This is a genomic window from Paraburkholderia sp. BR14312, from assembly GCF_040948675.1.
Lineage (GTDB): Bacteria > Pseudomonadota > Gammaproteobacteria > Burkholderiales > Burkholderiaceae > Paraburkholderia > Paraburkholderia nodosa_A.
This window is the reverse complement of record NZ_JBFPKI010000001.1, coordinates 165,742-186,943: the sequence shown is the minus strand read 5'-3', so window position 1 is coordinate 186,943 and position 21,202 is coordinate 165,742. Positions and strand designations below refer to the sequence as shown.

Sequence of the window (21,202 nt, the reverse complement as noted above, 5' to 3'; positions counted from 1 at the left end):
TTGTGCTGCGTCTACGCGACCCTGCGAGTCAGATCTACCTGTCCCGAGGCGCCCGCGCTCAGCTCGGCGCGATCCGATTCGGGCACTTCGCCCGCGCGCCGGTGGATATCGTGCGTGACGAAGCCTTGCTCCCGGCTCGGGATCGCGAACCAGTCGGGATGCGCAAACGACGCGCGAATGTCTTCGACGCCACTCGACCAGTGCTCTTGCATAGTGTCGGCACTGAATTCGTAGTCCTTGTAATGCCCTTCGTAAGGCTTGTTCTTGTAGATCAGATGGACCACGTTGATCGACGACCCATCGGCCACCTGCTCGGCGAGCCGAAAGAGGGGATCGTTGCGCCGCGCCTCGGCGGGTACGTGCTCGAGGAGTTCCTTGATAAAGCGCGCGTGCTTTTGCCGATCGGCAAGCATGTTGGTGATGGCGCGCGTGCGGCTCGAATATTGAATGTCCTTGGCGCGTTCGGCCACGTCCAGGAAATCGGCGGGTACGTTGCCGCTCGCGCTCCATAGATCGACCTGGAATACGAGCGTGTCCTTGTGGTCGGCGTCACGCAGCACCTCCGTGAGCGGTGTGTTCGACACGAGGCCGCCGTCCCAGTAATACTCGCCGTCGATTTCCACGGCCGGAAAACCCGGCGGCAGCGCGCCCGATGCCATGAAGTGCTCCGGCTCGAGCCGCATTTTGGCGTTGTCGAAATAGACGAGATTACCGCTGCGCACGTTCACCGCGCCCACGGACACGCGGATCGGGCCGTCGTTGATACGGTCGAAATCGGCGAAGCGTTGCAGCGTCGACTTCAGTGCGGCCGTGTCGTAGTAGCTCACCGCATTCGGCGTCGCCTTCTGCCAGCCCGCGACGGGCAACGGGCGGCGCGGCGCGAAAAAGCCGGGCTGGCCTTCAGTGAGCGCGCGACCCGCGGCCCACATGCTGGCCCAGCGGCGCGAAAAATCCTGCTGGCTGAACATCGGCATGGCGAGCGCGCCGAGGTTGCCGAACCAGTCGAGCGGATGGCAGATCGACTCCCAGAACCCACGCAGCGCTTCGACGCGCCGCGCGGGTTCGTTGCCCGCAATAATCGCCGTGTTGAGCGCGCCGATCGACACGCCCGCAATGCGATGCGGTTCGACGCCGGCCTGCGCGAGCCCTTCGAACACGCCGGCCTGATAGGACCCGAGCGCGCCGCCGCCCTGCAAAACAAGGGCGATTTCGTCGTAGCGCGGCAGCTCAAACGGCTTGCGCTCCCTGCGGGCGGTTAGATTGCTGCTGCGCATACGTTCTCCCTTTTTTCGTTGGTTGTTCAGTGCATCGACCAGCCGTGCGTGACGAGCACCGACTGGCCCGTCAGCGCCTGCGACCCGAAGCCCGCGAGGAACGCGACCGTGTTGGCCACGTCGTCGAGCGAGGTGAACTCGCCGTCCACGGTGTCCTTGAGCATCACGTTCTTGACGACGTCCGCTTCCGAAATGCCGAGCGCCCTGGCCTGCTCGGGAATTTGCTTGTCGACGAGCGGCGTACGCACGAAACCCGGGCATACGACGTTGGCGCGCACGCCGCGCGGACCGCCTTCCTTCGCCACGACGCGGGCAAGGCCGAGCAAACCATGCTTCGCCGTGACATAGGCCGCCTTGAGCTTCGACGCCTCGTGCGAGTGCACCGAACCCATGTAGACGATCGAGCCGCCTTTGCCGCTGCCGTACATATGCTTGAGCGCGGCCTTGGTGGTGAGAAACGCGCCGTCGAGATGGATCGCGAGCATCTTCTTCCAGTCGGCAAACGGGAACTCGTCTACCGGGCTGATGATCTGGATGCCCGCGTTCGACACGAGCACGTCGATCCCGCCGAAGGCTTTCGCTGCTTCGTCGATCCCGGCATTCACGGCTTCTTCGTTGGTGACATCCATCGCCACGGCGAGGGCCTTGCCGCCCGCTGCCACGATGCTGTCCGCCACCTTGCCGGCGTTCGCGAGATTGAGGTCGGCGATCACGACCGCCGCACCCTGGCTCGCGAACGTGCGCGCGCAATGTTCGCCAATACCGCTTGCGGCGCCCGTGATGACTGCAACCTTGTCTTTCAACGACATCTGTATTCCTTACTAAAAAGCGATAGATAAACAGATCAGGCGAGCTCGACTTCGGGTTCGCCCAAGGCGGCGTCCTGGCTCGACGTCGCGGCGAGATAGTCGAAGGCGACCTCGCCGATATCGAGCGTGAGATCCGCAATGACGTGGCGTGCACCCACCACGCGGCTCACCGGCAGATCGGCAACGGGAGCGAGCGCGTGCGGATGCAGCTCGATCGCGGCCGGGCCGCTCCATGCGCCGCGCACCGTCACGTCGCGCAGATAGAAGCGCACGAGTTCGCAGATGCGCGCCGTGCCGTCCACATGCGGAATGATCTTGAGGAGATAGTTGGGCGTGTCGGCGAGCTTGCGGCGCTCGTCTTCGCTGTTGAGCACGTGGTGCTTGTAGCCCATCGTGCCGGTCGCGATGCGCTGCGTGCCGTAATCGAGCGTGCCGAGCAGCGTGTCGTTGCCATCGACGGCGAGCACGGGGCGCGCGAGTTTCTTCGGGAAGCCCCAGATTTCACGACCGCCGGCAATCGGGCCTTCGTCGTCGAGATACATCGAATGCGTGTAATTCGCGAGGCGGCCTTGCGGATCGCGTACGGAGATCACCTGGCCGCTTTCCGTGTAATCGCCAAATCCGGACGAGTCGGGCATGCGGATGAATTCGTAATGAACGAGATTGTTTTCCGGCTTGAGCGGCTCCGGCACGATGGCGCGCAGCGCATCGGGATCGGTCTCGTACGTGATGATGAAATATTCGCGGTTGACGAAGCGAAACGGCGGCCGCGGATACGCGGGGTTGTGCATGGGCATCGCGAATGCATCGCGGCGGATTCTTGCCAGATCCATACTGTTCTCCAGGCTAGGCTGCGTGAAAACGTCGCGACAGATGTTAGATGGAAAACATGACACGATCGCATTGATGGCGATAAAACACCGTTTCAGTTTCGTTAAATAAAAAGGAAATTGAAAGTTTATTGGCCATCCCGGCGTCATTTTCGTGTGATTGGTTCGACTTCGCGTATGCCGATTTTTTCAGCCTAATCATGGTATTAGGTTCGTTGCGAAGGAAACATATGACGAATGCTGATCAAAACAGGAAATAGATTAGTGCGTGGATTGGGAGAGACGGCCGGCCACTTCGCACAGTGAAGGAACGGGTCCGGCATCAGGGTGTTTCGTATAAATTCAGAAGGAATACGAAGTATATTGGCAGCCTGAAGTGATCCGCCGCGATACCGGATCGTCGCGCGCCGAACACCATGTTATATGACATCTCTTGTGGTCCGCTGGCGTAAGATATCCTCGCTTCCAGCGGGGAAGCGGCAGGGCAGTCTGTGACCGACTAGAATGGATTGGCACGCCTAAGCACGAGACGTGCTTCCTGCTTCGTCAGCCAGCGAGCATACCGGCGAGATGCGATGAGCATATTCAGGTTTCAATCGGCGACCGAATCGGCATTCCTCAAACGCTCGCATGCGCCCAGCGCGGTTCGCGCATGGCTGGTCGATATGCTGTGCTGGCCCGGCCGGTTCGAGGATCCACAGGTCGAACGCGAATTTACGGAGGAGTATGGCCGGCGCTTCGCCGACTTTCGCCGTGCGGCGCTGGTGCTCGGAACGCTGATCTGGGTGTGCTTCGGCTTTTGGGAAATCAGCCTTGCGCAGACCAGTCCGGTGTTCCGGCCGTACTTCCCGGAGGTTTTCGCGTTCCGTTGCGCCGGTGCGATTGGCGCGAGCGTCGGCATCGTGCTGGCTTTCAGGCTCGAATTTCATCGAGACAAGGTTGCGCACTGGATCCTGCTTTCGGGCCTGGCGTTCATGTGCTTTTGCCTGTTGATGCAAACCGTCCTTGCTCCACGCCCATTCAATTTCACCCATTTTTTTGTCGGCTTCTATTTAATTCTCTTTTATCTGTTCGGCTTTCTGCGCCTGCGGGCCAAGGCGACGCTCATGCTGACCGCATGCGTGATCGCCGTGATCGTGATGGCGCAACTGGTCACTCAGGCGGTCGAGCCGGACAACTTCGCCGCGGGCATGTTCTATCTGTTGAACGTCGCCGTGCTCGGGCACAGCGTCAACGTGAATGCCGAGCGGCACGTGCGCGACCGGTATGTTGCCGTCCAGGCACTTGCGCAGAGCAACGCTGCGCTGCAGAGCGCCAACGCCGAACTCGCGCAAAAGCATCATGACCTCGAGCGCGCACGGCGCGACCAGCAGACCAAGTCGGAAGCCCTGATCGCCTTGCGCGAGCAGCAGCGCGAAGCGGCAGAGCAGGCGAGCCGGGCGAAGTCGCGCTTTCTGGCCGCGGCCGCGCACGACCTGCGCCAGCCCATGCATGCGCTGAACCTGTTTCTTGCGGCGGCAGACGAAGCGCTGGAAGCGCGCGACATCGAAGCATCGGGCAAGCTGATCGGCGAAGCGCGCAAGGCGTCGGTATTGACGGCGCGTCTTTTCAATGCTGTGCTCGACTTGTCGAAGCTCGAATCGGGGCACGTCAACCCGACCTATACGAGCGTCGACCTCAGCCGCGTGACCGAGGAGACGGTCGAGCAGCTCGCGTCGTTCGCGGCGAGCCGCGGCGTCGTGCTGCGCTATGCCAAGGCGCTGCAAAAGCCCGCATGGGTACGCACCGACGCCGACTGGATTCCCCGCGTGCTGAGCAACCTCATTGCGAACGGCATCAAATATTCGGATCCCGCGAAAGCGGGGCGCTCCACGGTGCTCGTGGGTTTGGTCCGTATGCCTAATTATGTTCGCCTCGATGTGCTGGATAACGGCATCGGTATCGCGTCGGAGCATTGGGACGCGATTTTCCAGCCGTTCGTCCAGCTCGGCAATCCGGAGCGGGACCGCGAGAAAGGGCTCGGGCTCGGTTTGTCGATCGTGAATGCGGTGGTGTCCCTGCTCGAGGGACATCGTCTCGAACTCAAGTCGATCGAGGGTCACGGGTCGCGCTTCTCGGTGCGCATGCCGGTGGCGGATCCATTCGCGCATGAGGATGCCGCGATATCGCCCGCCGATGCGGCCTCGTCGCTGTCACCGTCGTCGCTTCGTGGTCTCTACGTGTTGCTGGTCGAGGACGACAGCCTTGTGCGCGCGTCGATGGAGGCGCTGTTCGCGCGATGGGGGGTGTTGTCCGATTCGGTGCGTTCCGTAGCCGAACTCGACGAACTGTTGCAGTCGATCGAGCGCGTCCCTGACCTGGTGATCAGCGACTACCGGTTGCCGGAGAATTCGACCGCACACGACGTCATCCGGCTCCTCGGCGAGCACGTTGCGCGGCCCGTGCCGTGTCTCGTGGTGACGGGGGAAGCCGTGGCAAGCACGCAGGGCGTGTTGCCGGAGCGCTGCGTGCTCAGCAAGCCATTGGCTCCCGACCTGCTGATTGCGCGCATGCTCGAATTGACGGAGGCATCGGCCCGGGCGACCTAGACCGCCGGGGCGTGCGCAACGGTGGGAATCTCGATGCCGCGGCGTGCCATTTCGACAATCAGGAAAGTGCGCCGCGACACGTTGAACCGGCTCAGCAGATCGCTGATGTACTCCTTCGCGGTGTTCTCCGAGATATTCATCTTTCGCGCGATGGCCTTGTTCGACATGCCCTGCAGCAGAAAACCCAGGGTTTGCGCGAGACGCGGCGGCAGGTTCAGCGAATCGATCGGAATGGCCTTGCTCGGCCCCGGGGACTGCGGGGTATGGCCGCCCTTGCCGAGCACACTGTTGGGCAGATAGACCCGTCCGTTCAGGATGGTCTGCAGGGCTTCCCGGAACACCGCGCCGCCTTCCTCGCTGGCCTTCGAGATGAAGCCGCCGGCGCCATTCTTGATGCAGTCCAGCACGGTTTCGCGGTCGTCCTGCGCGGACAGCATGACCACATGCGCCGCGCGCTCGTTCTCCTGCAGCCAGCGTAGCAAATCAAGTCCGGTGTGATTGTCGCCGATCTGGTAGTCGAGAAAGACCAGGTCGTAAGCCTTGTTCTGCAGCCGTTCGACAGCAGCGTCGTACGAGCCGGCCTCGTCGATGTCGAGCGTCGGCTCCGAAGTCAGGATCAGGCTCTTCATCGCAATACGCGTCAAGCCCTCGTCTTCGACGAGCAGTACGTGCCGGAAATACAGGTTGTCCATCGAGCGCCTCTCTAGTCGTCCCCACTGTACCCGCAATCCTGCAGGCTGCGATCCCCCCAAAGCGGGGGACGCTCGTGGGGCCGCCTTCTGGAGGCGCTTTTCCCCCGCCATGGCCGGTTTTGCCAGAATCCCGGCACGCGCACGATGGAGTCGCTGCAGTTCGGACGATGAGGGACACCATCATGCATACGCCGCATCCCGACTTCAAAAGCCTGTTGAATATCTTCCGCTTTGCGTCGGACGACGAAACCCGCGTACGCCCTTGCAAGCCGGAGCCTGAACCGGCGACCCAGCCGGACGCGACGATCCTGGCCGAGCTGCTTCGGGCAAGGGCGCTCATGGTCCGCATCGAGTCGAGCGGTGTGACTTTTCCCGACCAGATCTACGACGTCTTCGTGCAGGCCCTGGCCGCCTATGACCAGAAGTGCTGGACTGAGCAGATCGACCGCAGTTTCTGCATCACGTTGAGCCTGCTGGAGTCGGTCGCACGCCACCGCCGTGGCGCCAAAGCGGCCCGCACCGTTTGCACTGATGCAACCCTGGTTAATCACGACAATCCGGGCCCGACGGTCATCGTCAGCGAGCGTCGGAACAGGCTCGACGGTAATTGGTGAGCGATCGTCGACGAGGAGACGGTGCGATGCGAGACAACTCCATCCGGTATGACGGGCTCGATGAGCAGCGCCTGCAGTCCCTGCTTGCGCAGGAGTGCGATAGCCAGGCGGGAGGCAAGCGGGCAGGGCGCGAGAAAACGATTCAGATAAAGCCAGAGACAGAAAGGCGGCCGCAGAGTCCCTACACTGTCCACACGCTCGACACGGCGATTGCGCACCTCGAAAGTGCGATCAGCGCGGACAAGGCGATGGCGATATTCAGCGCGAGCTATTGGCACTCCCGCGTGCTCGAGCTCCGTTCCACACCGGGGATTCTGCACATTCAGGAGCGTCGGCTGCAGTGTTTGCTGGATCGGTTCGCGGCCAGAGCCGGGGGACGCGAAATAGACTGAGTCATGCCTGATTCGGGGGAGCAGAGGAGATCAAACAAGTAGGGTAGCGTGAGAGACCACCAAAATATCAGTGATAAAGACGCTGTTAATTTGCACTAGCCGCAACGCGTGGCTGAAACCGGACCCGGCAACGCGCGGCGTTCTCTTCCAGAATGCATCGGGATGGTCGCTAAAGCAGGCCCATTGCCGATGCCTTGAGTGTCGCCGCCGCGCGGGTGGAGCACTCGAACTTGCGAAACACGCTTTCGACATGCGTGCGCACAGTGCTCGGACTCAGCGCCAGTTCTCGCGCGGCTTCCTTGTTGCTCGCGCCGCGCGAGATGGCACGCAGCACGTCGATTTCGCGCGGCGTGAGAGGCGCGCGCTGCGCCGTGGGGCTCGCGGGGCGCCTGACCGCAACCGCACCTTCGGCCAGCAGCGCATCGACCGCTTCGCCGCTCAGGCGGCCGCTCATGACCTCGTCGCGCAGCTGTTGCGCGGCGGCGTCGTCGGAGAGCGCGGCTCGCCACGGACGCACCGAGCGCAACGCGACCCACGCGACCGACGCAGCCAGTACGCGCGCCTCCAGCGTCATGGCCTCGCCGCGTGCGCCGCGAAAATAACCCGAGCCGTCCAGCCGCTCATAGGCATACGATGCGAGTTCGGCCGCATCGCCGAGCGCGCCGGCTTGCCTGCCTGCGCGCGACGTCCAGTAAGGCACGAGGCGCACTTTCTCCCAGGCGCTTTCGGGCAAACGCGCGCTCAGATTCCAGATGCCGTTGGGCACCGCCGCCCGACCAATTCCGTGAATCAATCCTGCGCGATAGACGCGTTCGTGCGCGGCCTTGTCCGTCGTGAGACGTTCGCAACAGCGGGCGGCCGTCGCCGCGACCGCGCGCGAGAAGCCGGTCATCCAGGGCAGTTTGAGGTCGATGACGTCGGCGATCAGCTCCGCCGACGTTGCCTGCTGCATACGCGATGTCGTCAACGCGGCGTCGAGATCGGCGGCCGACGCACGTTCCAGTTCCGCGAGCCAAACGGGCGCACCGCGCTGCGCGGTCTCGACCAGCTGCAATGGATAGCGCGTGTCGGCGCGTTGCGCAATGAGACCGAGCGCCTGCTCGACACCATACGTGCGACTGAAAATCTCCAGATCTCCGGCAAGCGCGACGACGAACACGGGCACCGGCACGGCGTCGCGTGCAAGATGCGCGGGCATACCGCTGCCGTCCCACATTTCGAAGATATGACGCAACGCCGTTTCGGTTGCGAGGGGGAGGCCCAGCATGCGCGCCACTTCGCCCGCCACTTCGCAGTGCGTCTGCGCGAGCGGCGTGAGCACCGCGGCGGCACCGCCACGCGATTCAAGTGGCGCGAACCAGTCTGTGCGGCCGTCGAGCATCGAGACGCGGCTTTGGATGTCGTCGCCGAAAACGTCGGCGAAGCCCGCCGCGTTTGCCGTGCATCCCGACCAACGCAACAGCGACGTCTCCCGCACGGTATCGATCGTCGACGCGTCGAGCCGGGCGGCTTGCGCGAGGCGAGCCGCGAGCCATGCGGTGCGCGGCGAATGATCGGTGGGCTGGCCCATGCTCAGATCGCCGATGAAGGCGAGGGCTTTCACGGCATCGAACACGCGCAGCGGGAAAAGGCCAGCTTTGTCGTCGGTCATCGGCATGGGAGGCAGAGCGCACGTCAGGCGTTCGATCACTATACGTCACAACGCCATTCGACCCCGCGAGGGTCGGTCATTCGACCGATGCCGCGGAAGTGAGGCGAGTGCGATCCTTTGCACCGTTGTCACGAACTGTTCAGGAGTTGCCATGGCTGATCGACACGCAGATATCACGCTCACTCGCGAAGAGAGCTGGCTCAGGCAGTATTACTTTGTGCGGACCGCGTTTTCCGCGGCCTGGGTCGCACTGGCTTTTTCGCTCGCGCAGCACTCGCCGGCCAGAATCGCTGCACTGCTCGTCGTCTATCCGGCATGGGATGCCCTGGCCAACTACCTCGACATGTCGCGCAGCGGCGGGGCGGATGAAAACCGTACGCAAGTCGTCAACGTCGGCATCAGTATCTTGACGACGGTCGCCGTGATCGTGGCGTTGAAGCTGGGCGCGCATGGCGTGCTGGGCGTGCTGGGCGTGTTTGGCGTGTGGGCCATCCTGTCCGGGCTGCTTCAGCTCGGCACCGCCGTGCGTCGCTGGAAGCGCTTCGGTGCGCAATGGGCGATGATACTTAGCGGTGCTCAATCGGCTTTGGCCGGGGTGTTTTTCATCGTGCAGGGCGGTGCGCCGATGGCCTCTGCGATCGAGAAGGTGGCGGGCTATGCAGCGGTCGGCGCCGTCTACTTTCTGATCTCTGCCCTGTGGCTTTCGGCTGGCCAACTGCGAAGCAAGATGGCCAGAACGTCTTGATGCACCGGCGCAGGTGGCGTGTCGCCTGACTAGATCATCGGCGCGTTCTCCTGCAGGCAGGCCCACAATCGCTGTGCAACCGGGCCATGCGAGACGTCGCGGCGCCTCGCTGCAACCAGCGTTTCCGTATGTCCCGGGAGCGACCGGCTCGCAAGGGATTTCAAGGCGCCACTACGCAGCTCCGCTTCGATCAGGAAGTCCGGCAGATGCCCCCACGCGAGGGCCTGCATGATGACGTCCTTTTTCATGCCCTGGTCGGGCACCGTGATCTGCCTCGCACCCTCGACGACCAGAAAGTTCGAGTCGCCGGGCTGCTGGGCGGAATCGCGCATCACGCATTGCGCGTAGTCGCGCAAGTGCTTCGCACGCAGCGTCCCGGTTTGATGCGCCGGTAGCAGGCCAGGCGCCGCCACCGGAACCAGGCGCACTTTGCCGAGCACGAGCCACTCCAGTGACAGGTCGGTCGTATCGACACGATGCAGGATCAGATCGGCTTGGCTGGCCTTTAGCCGCTCTACGGGCCCGCCAACCGATTCGAAATGCAGATTCAGCCGCGTGCGCGGACACGTGACGAAAAAGCGCGCGAGCAGATTCAGCGCAACCGGGCGCGGACACAGATCGCCAAGAACCACGTTCAGTTCGCTTTCTTCACCGCCGGCCAGTTGCGCTGCGTGCTGACGCAAGCCTTCCGCTTCGCTCAGGAGTGGCTGCATGCGCTCGTAAAACGAACGGCCCATGGCGCTCAGTTTCACGCGATAGCCACTGCGGTCGAGCAAGGCGAGCCCCGTTTGGCTTTCGAGCCGAGCCACCGCGGCAAAGACGGCAGGATGGGATCGATGGAGTGCGCTCGCGGCAGCCTGGAAGCTCCCGGTCCGGATGACGGCGTCGAAGCATTGCACGTCGTGAAGCGTGAAATCTGCCATGTCGATTTATATGACAATTTTTGTCCAATCTTTGTAATTTTATTTGAATTCTGAGCGACCCATACTCGGCCTGCCAACTGGCGTTGCACAAGGTGTTCGGCGAACGGCGCCGCGCCCGACAGCGCCTTCTTTGCAGGAGATGTCATGGCGCGCTTTTCCTTCCTCACGACGACCGACGGCGCGCGTATCGCGTATCGGCTCGACGGTCGTGACGACAATCCCACAATCGTGCTGTCGAACTCGATCGGCACCACGCTGCGCATGTGGGACGGGCAGATCTCCGCATTGACGCAGCACTTTCGCGTGCTGCGCTACGATGCGCGCGGGCACGGCGCGTCGAGCGTTCCCGCGGGGCCGTATCCGCTCGCGCGTCTGGGGCAGGACGTCCTCGAACTGATGGACGCGCTCGACCTGACGCGCGCGCATTTTCTTGGACTCTCGCTGGGCGGAATTGTCGGCCAATGGCTGGGCGTGCATGCGCCGGACCGGATCGACAGGCTGGTGCTGAGCAATACTGCGCCATGGCTCGGGCCGGCGGCCAGGTGGGATGCACCGATTGCGGCGGTCCTGCAGGCCGAAGACATGATCGACACCGCCGAAACCTTCCTGCGCAACTGGTTCCCGGCGCACATGCTCGAGGCAGCAGATCCGGTGGTCGACGCGTTCCGTGCGATGTTGACCACGACGAACCGGCATGGCCTCGCCGGTTCGTGGGGCGCCGTGCAGGAAGCGGATATGCGGGAGTCGCTTGCGGGCATCGCACGGCCGACACTGGTGATTGCGGGAGAGCACGATACGGTGACGGCAGCGAGTTATAGCGTGCAAATGGCGAAGACGATTGCGGGCGCGAGGCTGCTGATGCTCCCGGCGGTGCACCTCTCCAACATCGAGTTTCCCGAGAGATTCAACGACGAAGTCGTGCGATTTCTGCGCGCGCCGAGCTGACGCTGGACACGCATGAAGCAAGCAAGGCGGCTAGAGATCGAGCGTCACGCCGCCCGCCGCCGGATGCCCGACGCAGATCAGCGCGAACCCCGGCTCGGCGTCGAACTCCGGCGGTTCGCCGTATTCCACGCTGCCATCGAGTACGCGCGTGGCGCACGTCCCGCACATGCCCGAGCGGCAGCTGGACACCGCGTCGGTGCCGCAGCGCTCTGCGGTTTCGAGCAGCGAGCCCTGCCGCGGCTGCCATTGCACCGTTTTCGCCGTGCGGGCGAAGGTCACCGGTCTGGCTGGCGTTGCCTCGCTCGCAACGGCAGCGTGATCGGGCGCACGCTTCAGGCTCGATGGCCCGAACGCCTCGAAACGGATCCGCTCGTCCGCAATATTCAGTGCGCGCAGCCCGTCGTACAGATCGCGCATGAACGCTTCGGGGCCGCACAGATAGAAGTCGTAGTCGTCGAACGGCAGGAAGCGACGCAGCGCATCGATGTTCACGCGGCCCGCGAGCCGGTCGCCGTCGGGCGAGTCGTGTGGCGCGGCGCTGTCGTACAGATGCACCGAGACGTTCGGATGCGCGCGTTCGATCTTCCGCAGCACCGCTGCGAACGGCCTTTCGTGCTCGCCGCGCGTCCCGTGGAACACGTGGATGCGGCGTTGAGGCTCGAGCGTGAGTGCCGCGTCGAGCATCGCGAGCATCGGCGTAATGCCAATGCCTGCCGCCGCCAGCACGATCGCGCGCGGGCTGCGTGCATCGAGCGTGAACGAGCCGCGCGGCGCCAGGGTCTCGATCAGCGAGCCCATGCGTGCGTGTTCATGCAGCCAGCGCGACACCGCGCCGTCGCGTTTCACGCTGATCCGGTAGCGTGCCGGACGTGCGGCGTCGTGCGCAGCGGAGAGCGTATAGGTGCGCATGAGCGGCTTGTCCGCTCCGGGCATGACGACGCGCAGCGGAAGGTACTGCCCAGCTTCGAAAGGCGCGAGTGGCTCGCCGTCGATTGCTTCGAAGTGGAACGAGCGGATCGTCGGGGATTCGTCGCGTACCTCGGCCACGCGCAGCGTGCGCCACGCGCGCGCGTCGGCTTTCTTCGGCGCAGCCGCCGGCGAACTCTCTGTCGAAGCCTGCGCGAACTGCGGCGCATAGTCGACCGCCGACCACCGCAACGGCAAGGCTTCCCGCACACGGCGCACTTCTGCCAGGTGAAAGCGCACCAGCCGCTGTGCCAGCGGGAATTGCGCGATTTCGGGGCCGTCCCAGATCACCTCGGCGCGCACGGCCAGATACAACAGATCCCCACGCGCAAAGTCGACGAACAGCAAGCCCGCGCGCGGATCGTGCAGCAGGTTGCCGATCGTGTTGAAAAACTTGTTGCCGCTGAAGTCGGGCGCAGTCAGCGTTCGCGCGTCGTCGATCCGCACGAAGCCGGGCATGCCGCCGCGATGCGAAACATCGGCGCCGCCCGCCGTTCCCGCTGCATCATCGAGATTGGCGGTGGCGATGAAAAATACGTCCGCGCGCGCGATCAGTGCGCGGTCTTCTTCCGAGAGTGCCTGCGCATGTTCGACTGTGGCGCGCGCCGGCGTATCGCCGACGAAAGCCGGTTCCCGTCCATTGATGTACTTCGCGCAGTTGCCGAAACTCTGCTCGACGGCGAGCGTCACCACGCCGCCATCGACCGCTTCGATCACGCCATTCACGCGGTTGCGCCGCCGTGTGTGCGGCTGGATGCCGAGCCCGCCGATACGCGCGCCCGGCACCCAGCTCCCTTCGAGCGGATCGCCTGGCAGCGCGCCGCCGTCGATGCGCAGCGTGCGGCTGTCCGGCGTCGACACGAAGCCCGCCGTGTTCGCACGCAGCGTCGCCCACGGCTGACCGGCTGCATCGACGCCGCCGAACACCATGAACGGCAGCATCGCGAAGAACGCGCGATGCTGGTCCGGCATGTAATCGCGGATGCCGCGCGAGCCGTTTTCGAGCGCAACGTCGGCTACGCCCGCGCGCAATTGCGCCTCGCGCTCGCCGTCGTGAAACGGCCCCGCAGTGCGGTACGGATTCAGGTCGGGGAGAGCGGTCATGACGGCCTCGGGGTGACGGCGTGCGAGTTTCGTTCAGGCGGCGAGCAGGCCCGCTTTCGTCGATGGCATCGGCACGAAGCCCGGCAACGCGGCGACGCGCGAGAGCCATGCGCGCAGATGCGGATACGGCTCCAGCGACACGCCGCCTTCAGGTGCATGCGCAATGTAGGTATGCGCGGCAATATCGGCGATCGTCACGTGATCGCCCGCGGCGAACGGCTTGTGCGCGAGTTCGGCATCGAGCAACGGCAGCAGCGTTTGCGCGATTTGCTGGGCGTGCGCCAGATCGAGATCGCGCTTGAATACGTTGACGAGACGCGCGGCGCACGGGCCGAACGCGATCGGACCGGCTGCGAGCGACAACCAGCGTTGCACGGCTGCCGCGCCAGGCGGATCGTCCGGCAGCCACGACGGCTCGCCGTAGCGCTTCGCCAGATAGACGAGGATCGCGTTCGAATCGAACAACACCGTATCGCCATCGACGATGGTCGGCACCTGGCCGAAGGGGTTCAGCTTCAAATACTCGGGCTGACGGTGCTCGCCCGCGGCGAGATCCACCGGCACGATCTCGAACGGCACATCCAGCATCGAAAGGAACAGCCGGACGCGGTGTCCGTGGCCGGAGAGCAAGGCCGTATACAGGCGAATCGGCGTGGCGGGACGGGCGGTTGGCATCTTGTTCTCCACAACGAAAGCGCTTCGGGATGAAGCGACAGGGAGTGTTCAGAGTAGACAATGGCTGCGCGCGCGAGAAGACTGCTAAGCTTGCATTCATTTTCTATCGAAAGTGGACAATCTCCTATGACGGATGTACGCGACGTGAATCTGAACCGGCTGGCGGTGTTCGTCGCCGTGGTCGAAGCGGGATCGCTTACGGCGGCGGCCGAGCGGCTCGGCATCGCCAAGACGATGGTCAGTGCGCATATGCAGCGCCTCGAACGCGAGATCGGCGCGAGCCTGATCACGCGCACCACGCGGCAGCTATCCGTGACCGATACAGGCCGTGCGTTTTACGACGCCAGTTGCCGCATCCTGCAGATGACGGAAGAGGCACTATCGGCCGTCTCGGAGGAAGCCGCGCCCCCTCGCGGCACGCTGCGAGTGAGCGCGCCTGTCGACTACGGCGCGCAGATCGTCGCGCCCGCGCTCGTCGATCTGCGTGACGTGTATCCGGAACTCGACATCGAACTGGTTTGCGCCGATCACTATGTCGACCTGATCGGCGAGGGGATCGATCTGGCTGTGCGGCTGGGCAATCTGCCCGACTCGAACTACCGCTCGGTGAAGCTAGGAAGCTACGTGCGTTGGCTGGTCGCGAGCCCCGCGTTCGTTGAGCGCCACGGCATGCCGAAGTCGCTGAACGCATTGGCGTCCTTGCCGCATATCGCGATGAGCGTGCTGCGGCATCCGTCGACGCTCGAGTTGACGCGCGATGCCCGGCGGCCCGCGGTGGGCCGCGTCAGCCACGACAAAGCCGTGCGCCGCGTGCGCTGCGCGAATGCGCTGAGCGTGAATACGGCGACGTCGGCGCGCGCGGCGGTCCTCGCGGGTGGCGGGTTTGCCGCGCTGACCGACTTCTCGACGCGCGCGGATCTTGCGTCCGGCGCGCTCGTGCGCTTGCTGCCCGAATGGTCCGGCGTACCTTTGAATGTGCAGGCCGTGTTTGCACCGACGAGCTATCCGTCGGGCAAGGTGCGGGCGGTCATCGAAGCACTGAGGGCGACGATCGCGAAGAGTGCCGCGTAGGCGTGCCAGGCCGCTCACGCCCGTGGCGTTGAACATGCGCCGCGCGATCAGCCCGGAGGCAGAAAACGATCCTCGACGAAGAACCGTCGGCGAGCCTCTTCATCCGATGGCGTCTCCGGGCCGAGCCCCGGCAGATCGGGCGCGCGATCGGGCTCCATGGCGAAACACGGCAGGATGCGGGCGCGGCGCTCGTCAGCGCTCGCGCCGCGTTCGTACAGCAACTGGGTGAGCCAGTCCAGTACGCGGTGCAGGGCGCCGTAATAGCGGTCGTGCTCGAAGGCATACGCATGCGCGGCGGCTTCCCAGTCGTCGTTTGCGAGCAGACGGTCGAGCAGCACCCTGACGTCGCGCAGCGTCAACGACAACCCGCATCCCCATGACGGGTCGCTGGCCGCCGCCGCGTCGCCGATCAGCACCACGCTGCCGTTGCAGGGATGCTCGACCCAGATGTCCGCGCCGGGATAAGCCGCGAGCGGGCCAACCACACTCGCGCGTTCGAACCAGTCGCGCGGCACGCCCGTGTCGACACAGGCGTCGAGGAACTCGCGGGTATGCCCGCTGCCGCTGATGGGGTGCGCGCGCTGCCCGACCCATGAGACGAAGTACGTCCTGAACCGCTGATGCCCGATGGGAAAAACCAATGCGGCCTGTCCCAGCGCTGGGCACTGGAAGTGGTGTACCGAATCTTCCGGCGTGTCGAGCCCTTCGTAGAGCACACCCGCCACGATCAGCCGCCCGGGATCCTGGTTGAGCGTGAAGCCGGCGATTCTGCGCACCGTCGACCTGCGTCCGTCCGCGCCCACCACGAGCCGGGCTTTTACCCGATGTGTGCCGCCATCCGTGCGAATCTCGGCGACAGGCGGCTTGCCTGGCGCATCGCCCTGATCGACGCGCACGACCTCGGCGCCGCGCAGCACGATGGCCCCCGATGACTCGGCCGCGTCGAGCAGCGTGCGCTGCATCGACGGATGATAAAAGTCCAGACACGGGGTGTGCCCGGGAGTGGTATCCGCGAGGTTGCGCGATTCGGCTGGCACCAGTCCGCTGTATCGCCTCCAGAACGGAACCACGTGCGCCCCGTCATCACGGAGCAGCCGATCGATGCCGAGCGCGCGGGCTTCGACGACACCCCAGGGCATCATGCCCTCGCCGCGCACGCGGTCCCTGAACGACGTCTCGCGTTCGACGATGAGCGTGCGCACGCCGGCGCCTGCGAGTGCACGGCCAAGCGTTGCGCCGCCAAGACCGCCGCCCGCGATCACGATGTCGTAGCTGCCCTGAGTCATTTGAAAACCTCCATGCCATGGCGGCGACGCGAACCCGGACGTCAGCAAACCGACGGCGCATGAGGCGCTTGAGCGTGCGTGCCGCGAGGCGTGCGGATAGCGCTATTATGCGACTGGCATACGCTGTGGAGGCAAGATTCGATGGTCGGGATGCGAAGCATCTGGACGACGAGGTCGAGCGTCGGGAGGCTGCCTCAATTCACGCCGGTGGCATAGCGGCGGCAATGTTCGAGATAGCCGGCTTCGTGGCTGCTCGCCAGTTGCACGATGCTCGTCCAGAGCCACAGGGGCGCATCGATCGTCTTCGAGCGAGCGCGCCGGAGTTCGGCGAGCCAGCTGCGCCGTGTCGGCGGGTCCATCTGGCGTGCGTGCGCGTTGCCGACCACCGCCGCGAGATAGAACGCGACCTTGCGCGCCTCGCTCTCTTCGAGCTCATCGATTTCGAGCTTGAGATCCTGCGGCAGCAATTCGCGAATCACCACGGCGCGATCGAGCAGGCGGGACGCCCGCATGCGCTCGCCGAGAAAGGGCGAGAGATGGCGCGCGCCTTCCACCACGCGCTCGGCGTTGTCGCGCGGCATCGATGCGTCTTCGTAACGCGGTGCAGCGGCTTTCACACCCTCCTTGATGTCCATGAGACACAGATCGTCGCCATCGATCATGCCGCCGTCGACATCGAGCAGGACTGCATAGCGAAGCCTGCCGAGCGAACTGCAGCCCTTGACCCAATACGCCGCGTCGATCACCTCGACCTTGCCGGCATCGTTGCGGCCGCGCAGGCCCGTGGGCAGACTCGCGATGGCATCGTCGAGAAAGAGCGTGTCGATTGCCCTGCGCTCGGCGCGCGTGAGCGGCCAGAAACGCTTGCCAAGTGGAATGGTGGGTTCGAGATCCTCAATGCGCTCCTCGGCCAGATGCTGCCATGAGCGGCGTACGGCCGCTTTCATCGCCAGATGCACGGGCTCGGGGCGCCCGGACATCTGGACCTTCGCGCGCTTTGGCCCGAACGCCGATTCGTAGCCCGCTGCGAGCGCCTCCATCATGTGCACGATGGTGAGACCGGAAAGCGAGGAGCCGCGTGCCGCGGTCGCCAGCGAGAGGCCAAGGCGGATGAGGTCGTGCGCGGGGTTGCCGATCACGGTCTGATCGAGGTCGCGGATATGGACTTCGACCTTGCCTTCCTGATTCGCGACGGGGCCGAGGTTGCCGGTATGGCAATCGCCGCAAATCCAGATCGCCGGGCCGCGTGGCAGCGAGTCGCCGTTCGTCTCGACGATCCATTCGTAGAAGCGGGCCGTATTGCCGCGCACGTAGGCATGAGGCGAGCGCGCCATTTTCAGGCGGCGCTGTCCGGTCAGGATGGCCGCTCGCTCGCCGGGCTTGGGCAGCGCCTTTGTCGGCCCCGCGCCTTTCGAAACTGTCGGCTTTGTCCCTTTCGGCAGTTTGTCGCGGCTCTTTTTGCTGGACATGTGCGTCATCCCCTTTTTGCAGGCGTTGATTTGCGTCGACGCCGAGATTAGCGTTTGTGGGGCGAGAGCAAGCGGTGTGCCGCCAGTGTCGTTACGGGCTGAAGATCGATGCGCGATTGCCGTCACGAACGCGGCGGGACACGAAACCAGGTGGCTGCCACGACCAGCAGGAATCCTGCATAGGCCGTCGCGAACACCCAGCCGGGCAAGTCGTAGTACAGCAAGTCGCTGACCCAGTACTGGATGAAGCCCTGCGGTCCGGCGTGCCCGGTACGCAGCCAGTCCTCGAGCACCGTGAGCGGACACGGGAGGTCGAGGACCGCAAGAAGGGCGACGACACCGATCGCAAGCAGATGCGTGAGACGGAACACGCGGTTGCGTACCCAGGCGCGCCCGAGCCAGGCGCCCACCCAGATCGCGAGCAAGCCGCCGACGATGAAGAGTACGACCAGTGCATGCAGCACGAGAACGATATTGGCCAGCCAGTTCATGACGATGCTCGCAATTGCCCTCGCCCTGCGTTCTGGCTTCGATGATACGTCTTCAAAGATCGATGGGTCGGGGGAGGGCTCCCGCGTTTGGCGTCGTCGCGGTTGCCGTGAACGGCGAGTCGAAAGGCGCGTCTTCGATTTCAGGCATCACCAGGTCGTGGTCGCGCCTGGCCTGTTCGGTCCAGATCTGGCTATCGGGAAACCAGAATGCGTTGTTGCGGGGAGGCACGACGAGCCTCACCCGCAGCGACGGATTGAAGATCTTCGACCATCCCGAGAGATAGGAGGGCGTCTTGATCAAATGGCCGCAGTTTGCGAGTAGCAGGCTCGCGACGAGTGCTTCGCGGCCAATTGCGAGTCCGGAATGTCCGCTGAAGTGCACGGGCTTCTCGCCGCTCGCGAGCAGCGTCGCAGGCGCGACGTTGACGGGCACAGTGAAGCCCCACTTCCGGAAGAAGTCGAGGAACGCCTGCTCGTCGCTGGAGACGAAGATGTTCGTGAGCCGGTGATCGTCTGCAAGGGTTTTCTCGACCATGCGGCAAAACGCACTCCGGTCGATCGTATGGGCTTCGAACTTTTTATCTGTGCCACGAAAATGGACGCCCAGCGTCGAAGCGCCGATATCGAGCCGCTCGCCGATGCGCGCGACTTCCTGCCGGATCGATTCGCGTGGCCGATAGTTCGACAGGAATAGCGCACTCGCCCGTTCCAGCCGGAGGCCGGCTTCGTAACGGCGAAAGCCCAGATCGCCGAGATCGCGTACGATCGACGTTCGCAAACCAGCCCTCGCGGCATCCGGCAAGGCGGACGGTGCGAGGTCTTCGAAGTATTCGGCTAGCCAGTCGATTTTGCCTTGCGCGTCGCCATAGCTTCCACCGCGCGCCGAGATAACGGGCGTCAGACGCTTCTCGTCGCAATACAGGAGGATGCACAGGACGATCTGCATGACGGAAAAGAAGCCGGAATTTGCGCGAATCTCTATGACGAAGTGGCCGCGGTTGAGGCGTTGCTTCGCATGCAGGGACAGGCGGGCCGGCGTATTGAGCGCATTCTTGAAGTCTTCGCTGCGCCGCACCTGTCTTGCGAACTCGATAAGGTTTCTGAACATGCCATGTCCCTTCGATCCAGCGAACGGGGAATACCTTTCGGGCAGAGCGACACCGCTTCCTGTTCGCAGGCGAGCGGGCCGCTCACGGTAGGTTCCGTCGAGGGAATCGCGATTAACTGCGTTAGCAACGATTGGGGGATCAGACGTATATTTCCGACGATAGCTGGCTCGTCGCGCACGCTTGGGCTGGCTGGTTATTTGGCATCCTAAGCGGTTGAGGCATTTTAGGATGTCATGTTTACGCCTTGATTAACCTGAGGATTCAGTGACATCCCCGATGCCAGTGATCGCTTGCGCGACTAGCCGAACGGCCTGAGCTGCGAATCCGGCACGTCGATGCGCAGGTTTTCCATCAGCACCGTTTCGATCGGCTCGCATGACTCGCCCTCGCTCACGACCTTGATGGGCAAACCATGGCTCGAGTCGAACCATAACTCATAGCGGAACACGCCGCTCACGAAGTGTCCGGGCAGGCACGTCACGATCACGTGCGCCGCCTCGTGCGTGCCGATCGCTTCGGTGCCGACGACCTGGGTGTCGCCATGCTCCTGCAGCGCACGGACATTGACTAGCAGTGCGCCGAGATCGGACTCGTCGACGCGATGACCCTGCGGGCTCTGAATCATGTGATTGTCGGGAGCCAGCGTGAGCTGCGGAAACGTGTCGATACCGAACGGCCAGAGCTTGACCTTGCCCGATTCCGGGTTGAAGGTGAGCGTCGCGCCGCCATGCGGCCGGATGAAGTCCATCCGCACGAAGCCGGGCTTTCGGTAGCCATAGAGGACCTCGACCGTTTCCGCTCGCGCCGATGTCGATTTCAACGTGACCTCGTAGTTTGCGAGCGCATCGAAGCGCGCCTGTGCGACGGCCACGAAATCCCGGTCTGTGAGCGTCATTGGCCCCTCCTATACTCGAAGGTGGAAGATGGGTCATTCTGGAGCACGGCTTCGCATCGCGCAACGCACACCTGGCCCTGGCGCAGACAAGGAGGAAACGAACGATGGCGGAATTCCGTCTGACGACCTCGTGGTGCATCGAGGCGCCGGTGCAGCCGGTATGGGACGCGATCCACGATTCGATGAACTGGCCGAGCTGGTGGAAGAACGTCGAAGCGGTACGCGAGTTGCGGGCGGGCGAGACCGACGGGCTGGGGGCGGTGCATCGTTACACGTGGAAAGGCGTGCTGCCTTATCGCGTGATCATCGACGTTCGCGTCACGCGCGTCGCGCCGCTCCTCGCGCTCGAGGGAGAGGCCAGCGGCGCGCTGGAGGGCGTGGGGCGCTGGCATTTCGCGGCCGACGGCAGCCGCACGATGGTGCGCTACGATTGGCATGTCAGGACGGCCAGTGCGTGGATGAGCGCGCTCGCATTCGCGCCCCTCGTACGGTTGATATTCCGCTGGAATCACGATTCGATCATGCGCGAAGGCGGCCTGGCGCTTGCGCGCCTGCTCGAGGCTCGTTTGATCGATTGCAGCGGCGAACCGCGATAAGTGCAACAATCGAATTCGTCAGTGCGTTTGCACACGCTTTCTGCGAGATTTCCGCGAGACGGAGGTGTTATGAACAT

At 64.0% G+C, this 21,202-nt stretch carries 20 protein-coding genes; 7 read left to right on the top strand and 13 right to left on the bottom strand.

What is annotated here, in order from left to right; genetic code table 11:
- Positions 1-11: 11 nt before the first annotated feature.
- The 3 genes from AB3X98_RS00780 to AB3X98_RS00770 are packed head-to-tail and all read right to left on the bottom strand — an operon-like array spanning position 12 to position 2,916.
- Positions 12-1,274 (bottom strand): patatin-like phospholipase family protein, encoded by a 1,263-nt coding sequence (locus AB3X98_RS00780; protein WP_069262145.1) that lies wholly within the window; start codon positions 1,272-1,274, stop codon positions 12-14.
- Positions 1,275-1,300: 26 nt separating this feature from the next.
- The gene (locus AB3X98_RS00775) at positions 1,301-2,083 is read right to left on the bottom strand and encodes a 3-hydroxybutyrate dehydrogenase (RefSeq protein WP_028204627.1); all 783 of its coding nucleotides are present in this window, start codon (positions 2,081-2,083) and stop codon (positions 1,301-1,303) included.
- Between the two features lie 35 nt (positions 2,084-2,118).
- Entirely contained in the window at positions 2,119-2,916 is a 798-nt protein-coding gene (locus AB3X98_RS00770) for an acetoacetate decarboxylase (RefSeq protein WP_368603182.1), read from the bottom strand.
- 572 nt (positions 2,917-3,488) lie between these two features.
- Between AB3X98_RS00770 and AB3X98_RS00765 the strand changes: the two genes are divergently transcribed.
- On the top strand, positions 3,489-5,501 hold the full coding sequence (locus tag AB3X98_RS00765) for a hybrid sensor histidine kinase/response regulator (protein ID WP_368603181.1): 2,013 nt from the start codon (positions 3,489-3,491) through the stop codon (positions 5,499-5,501).
- Here AB3X98_RS00765 and AB3X98_RS00760 read toward each other — a convergent pair.
- The gene (locus AB3X98_RS00760) at positions 5,498-6,193 is read right to left on the bottom strand and encodes a response regulator transcription factor (RefSeq protein ID WP_028204625.1); all 696 of its coding nucleotides are present in this window, start codon (positions 6,191-6,193) and stop codon (positions 5,498-5,500) included. The genes AB3X98_RS00765 and AB3X98_RS00760 overlap by 4 nt on opposite strands.
- Positions 6,194-6,375: 182 nt before the next feature.
- Between AB3X98_RS00760 and AB3X98_RS00755 the strand changes: the two genes are divergently transcribed.
- Both AB3X98_RS00755 and AB3X98_RS00750 read left to right on the top strand, forming a co-directional pair.
- A complete protein-coding gene (locus AB3X98_RS00755; RefSeq protein WP_368603180.1) occupies positions 6,376-6,807 on the top strand; it encodes a hypothetical protein in 432 nt (143 codons plus the stop codon).
- A 26-nt stretch (positions 6,808-6,833) separates the two neighbouring features.
- The gene (locus tag AB3X98_RS00750; protein WP_256094491.1) at positions 6,834-7,199 is read left to right on the top strand and encodes a hypothetical protein; all 366 of its coding nucleotides are present in this window, start codon (positions 6,834-6,836) and stop codon (positions 7,197-7,199) included.
- 169 nt (positions 7,200-7,368) lie between these two features.
- On the opposite strand, the gene AB3X98_RS00745 is transcribed toward AB3X98_RS00750, so the two are convergent.
- A complete protein-coding gene (locus tag AB3X98_RS00745) occupies positions 7,369-8,850 on the bottom strand; it encodes an HD domain-containing phosphohydrolase (protein ID WP_368603179.1) in 1,482 nt (493 codons plus the stop codon).
- Positions 8,851-9,001: 151 nt separating this feature from the next.
- Here AB3X98_RS00745 and AB3X98_RS00740 point away from each other — a divergent pair, with 151 nt between their 5' ends.
- Complete coding sequence (locus tag AB3X98_RS00740; protein WP_368603178.1) at positions 9,002-9,595, top strand: DUF308 domain-containing protein; 594 nt, start codon at positions 9,002-9,004, stop codon at positions 9,593-9,595.
- Positions 9,596-9,624: 29 nt separating this feature from the next.
- On the opposite strand, the gene AB3X98_RS00735 is transcribed toward AB3X98_RS00740, so the two are convergent.
- A complete protein-coding gene (locus tag AB3X98_RS00735) occupies positions 9,625-10,518 on the bottom strand; it encodes a LysR family transcriptional regulator (RefSeq protein ID WP_368603177.1) in 894 nt (297 codons plus the stop codon).
- Between the two features lie 144 nt (positions 10,519-10,662).
- Between AB3X98_RS00735 and AB3X98_RS00730 the strand changes: the two genes are divergently transcribed.
- Entirely contained in the window at positions 10,663-11,463 is an 801-nt protein-coding gene (locus AB3X98_RS00730; RefSeq protein WP_368603176.1) for an alpha/beta fold hydrolase, read from the top strand.
- 30 nt (positions 11,464-11,493) lie between these two features.
- Here AB3X98_RS00730 and AB3X98_RS00725 read toward each other — a convergent pair whose 3' ends face one another.
- Positions 11,494-13,533 (bottom strand): pyridoxamine 5'-phosphate oxidase family protein, encoded by a 2,040-nt coding sequence (locus tag AB3X98_RS00725; protein WP_368603175.1) that lies wholly within the window; start codon positions 13,531-13,533, stop codon positions 11,494-11,496.
- 33 nt (positions 13,534-13,566) lie between these two features.
- Positions 13,567-14,208, bottom strand: a complete 642-nt coding sequence (locus AB3X98_RS00720) for a glutathione S-transferase family protein (protein WP_368603174.1) — start codon at positions 14,206-14,208, stop codon at positions 13,567-13,569.
- Between the two features lie 126 nt (positions 14,209-14,334).
- Here AB3X98_RS00720 and AB3X98_RS00715 point away from each other — a divergent pair, with 126 nt between their 5' ends.
- Positions 14,335-15,279 (top strand): LysR family transcriptional regulator, encoded by a 945-nt coding sequence (locus AB3X98_RS00715; protein WP_368603173.1) that lies wholly within the window; start codon positions 14,335-14,337, stop codon positions 15,277-15,279.
- Positions 15,280-15,326: 47 nt separating this feature from the next.
- On the opposite strand, the gene AB3X98_RS00710 is transcribed toward AB3X98_RS00715, so the two are convergent.
- The 5 genes from AB3X98_RS00710 to AB3X98_RS00690 form a co-directional block, all read right to left on the bottom strand.
- Positions 15,327-16,565, bottom strand: a complete 1,239-nt coding sequence (locus AB3X98_RS00710; protein WP_368603172.1) for an FAD-dependent oxidoreductase — start codon at positions 16,563-16,565, stop codon at positions 15,327-15,329.
- 194 nt (positions 16,566-16,759) lie between these two features.
- The gene (locus AB3X98_RS00705; RefSeq protein ID WP_368603171.1) at positions 16,760-18,034 is read right to left on the bottom strand and encodes a DUF2252 family protein; all 1,275 of its coding nucleotides are present in this window, start codon (positions 18,032-18,034) and stop codon (positions 16,760-16,762) included.
- 122 nt (positions 18,035-18,156) lie between these two features.
- A complete protein-coding gene (locus AB3X98_RS00700; protein WP_368603170.1) occupies positions 18,157-18,525 on the bottom strand; it encodes a DUF2784 domain-containing protein in 369 nt (122 codons plus the stop codon).
- Positions 18,526-18,577: 52 nt separating this feature from the next.
- Positions 18,578-19,633 carry a hypothetical protein gene (locus tag AB3X98_RS00695; protein WP_368603169.1) on the bottom strand — a complete coding sequence of 352 codons (1,056 nt, stop codon included), beginning with the start codon at positions 19,631-19,633 and terminating at the stop codon, positions 18,578-18,580.
- A 299-nt stretch (positions 19,634-19,932) separates the two neighbouring features.
- Positions 19,933-20,529 (bottom strand): hypothetical protein, encoded by a 597-nt coding sequence (locus AB3X98_RS00690; RefSeq protein WP_069262133.1) that lies wholly within the window; start codon positions 20,527-20,529, stop codon positions 19,933-19,935.
- 104 nt (positions 20,530-20,633) lie between these two features.
- Here AB3X98_RS00690 and AB3X98_RS00685 point away from each other — a divergent pair, with 104 nt between their 5' ends.
- Positions 20,634-21,125 (top strand): SRPBCC family protein, encoded by a 492-nt coding sequence (locus AB3X98_RS00685; RefSeq protein ID WP_069262132.1) that lies wholly within the window; start codon positions 20,634-20,636, stop codon positions 21,123-21,125.
- Positions 21,126-21,202 lie beyond the last annotated feature (77 nt).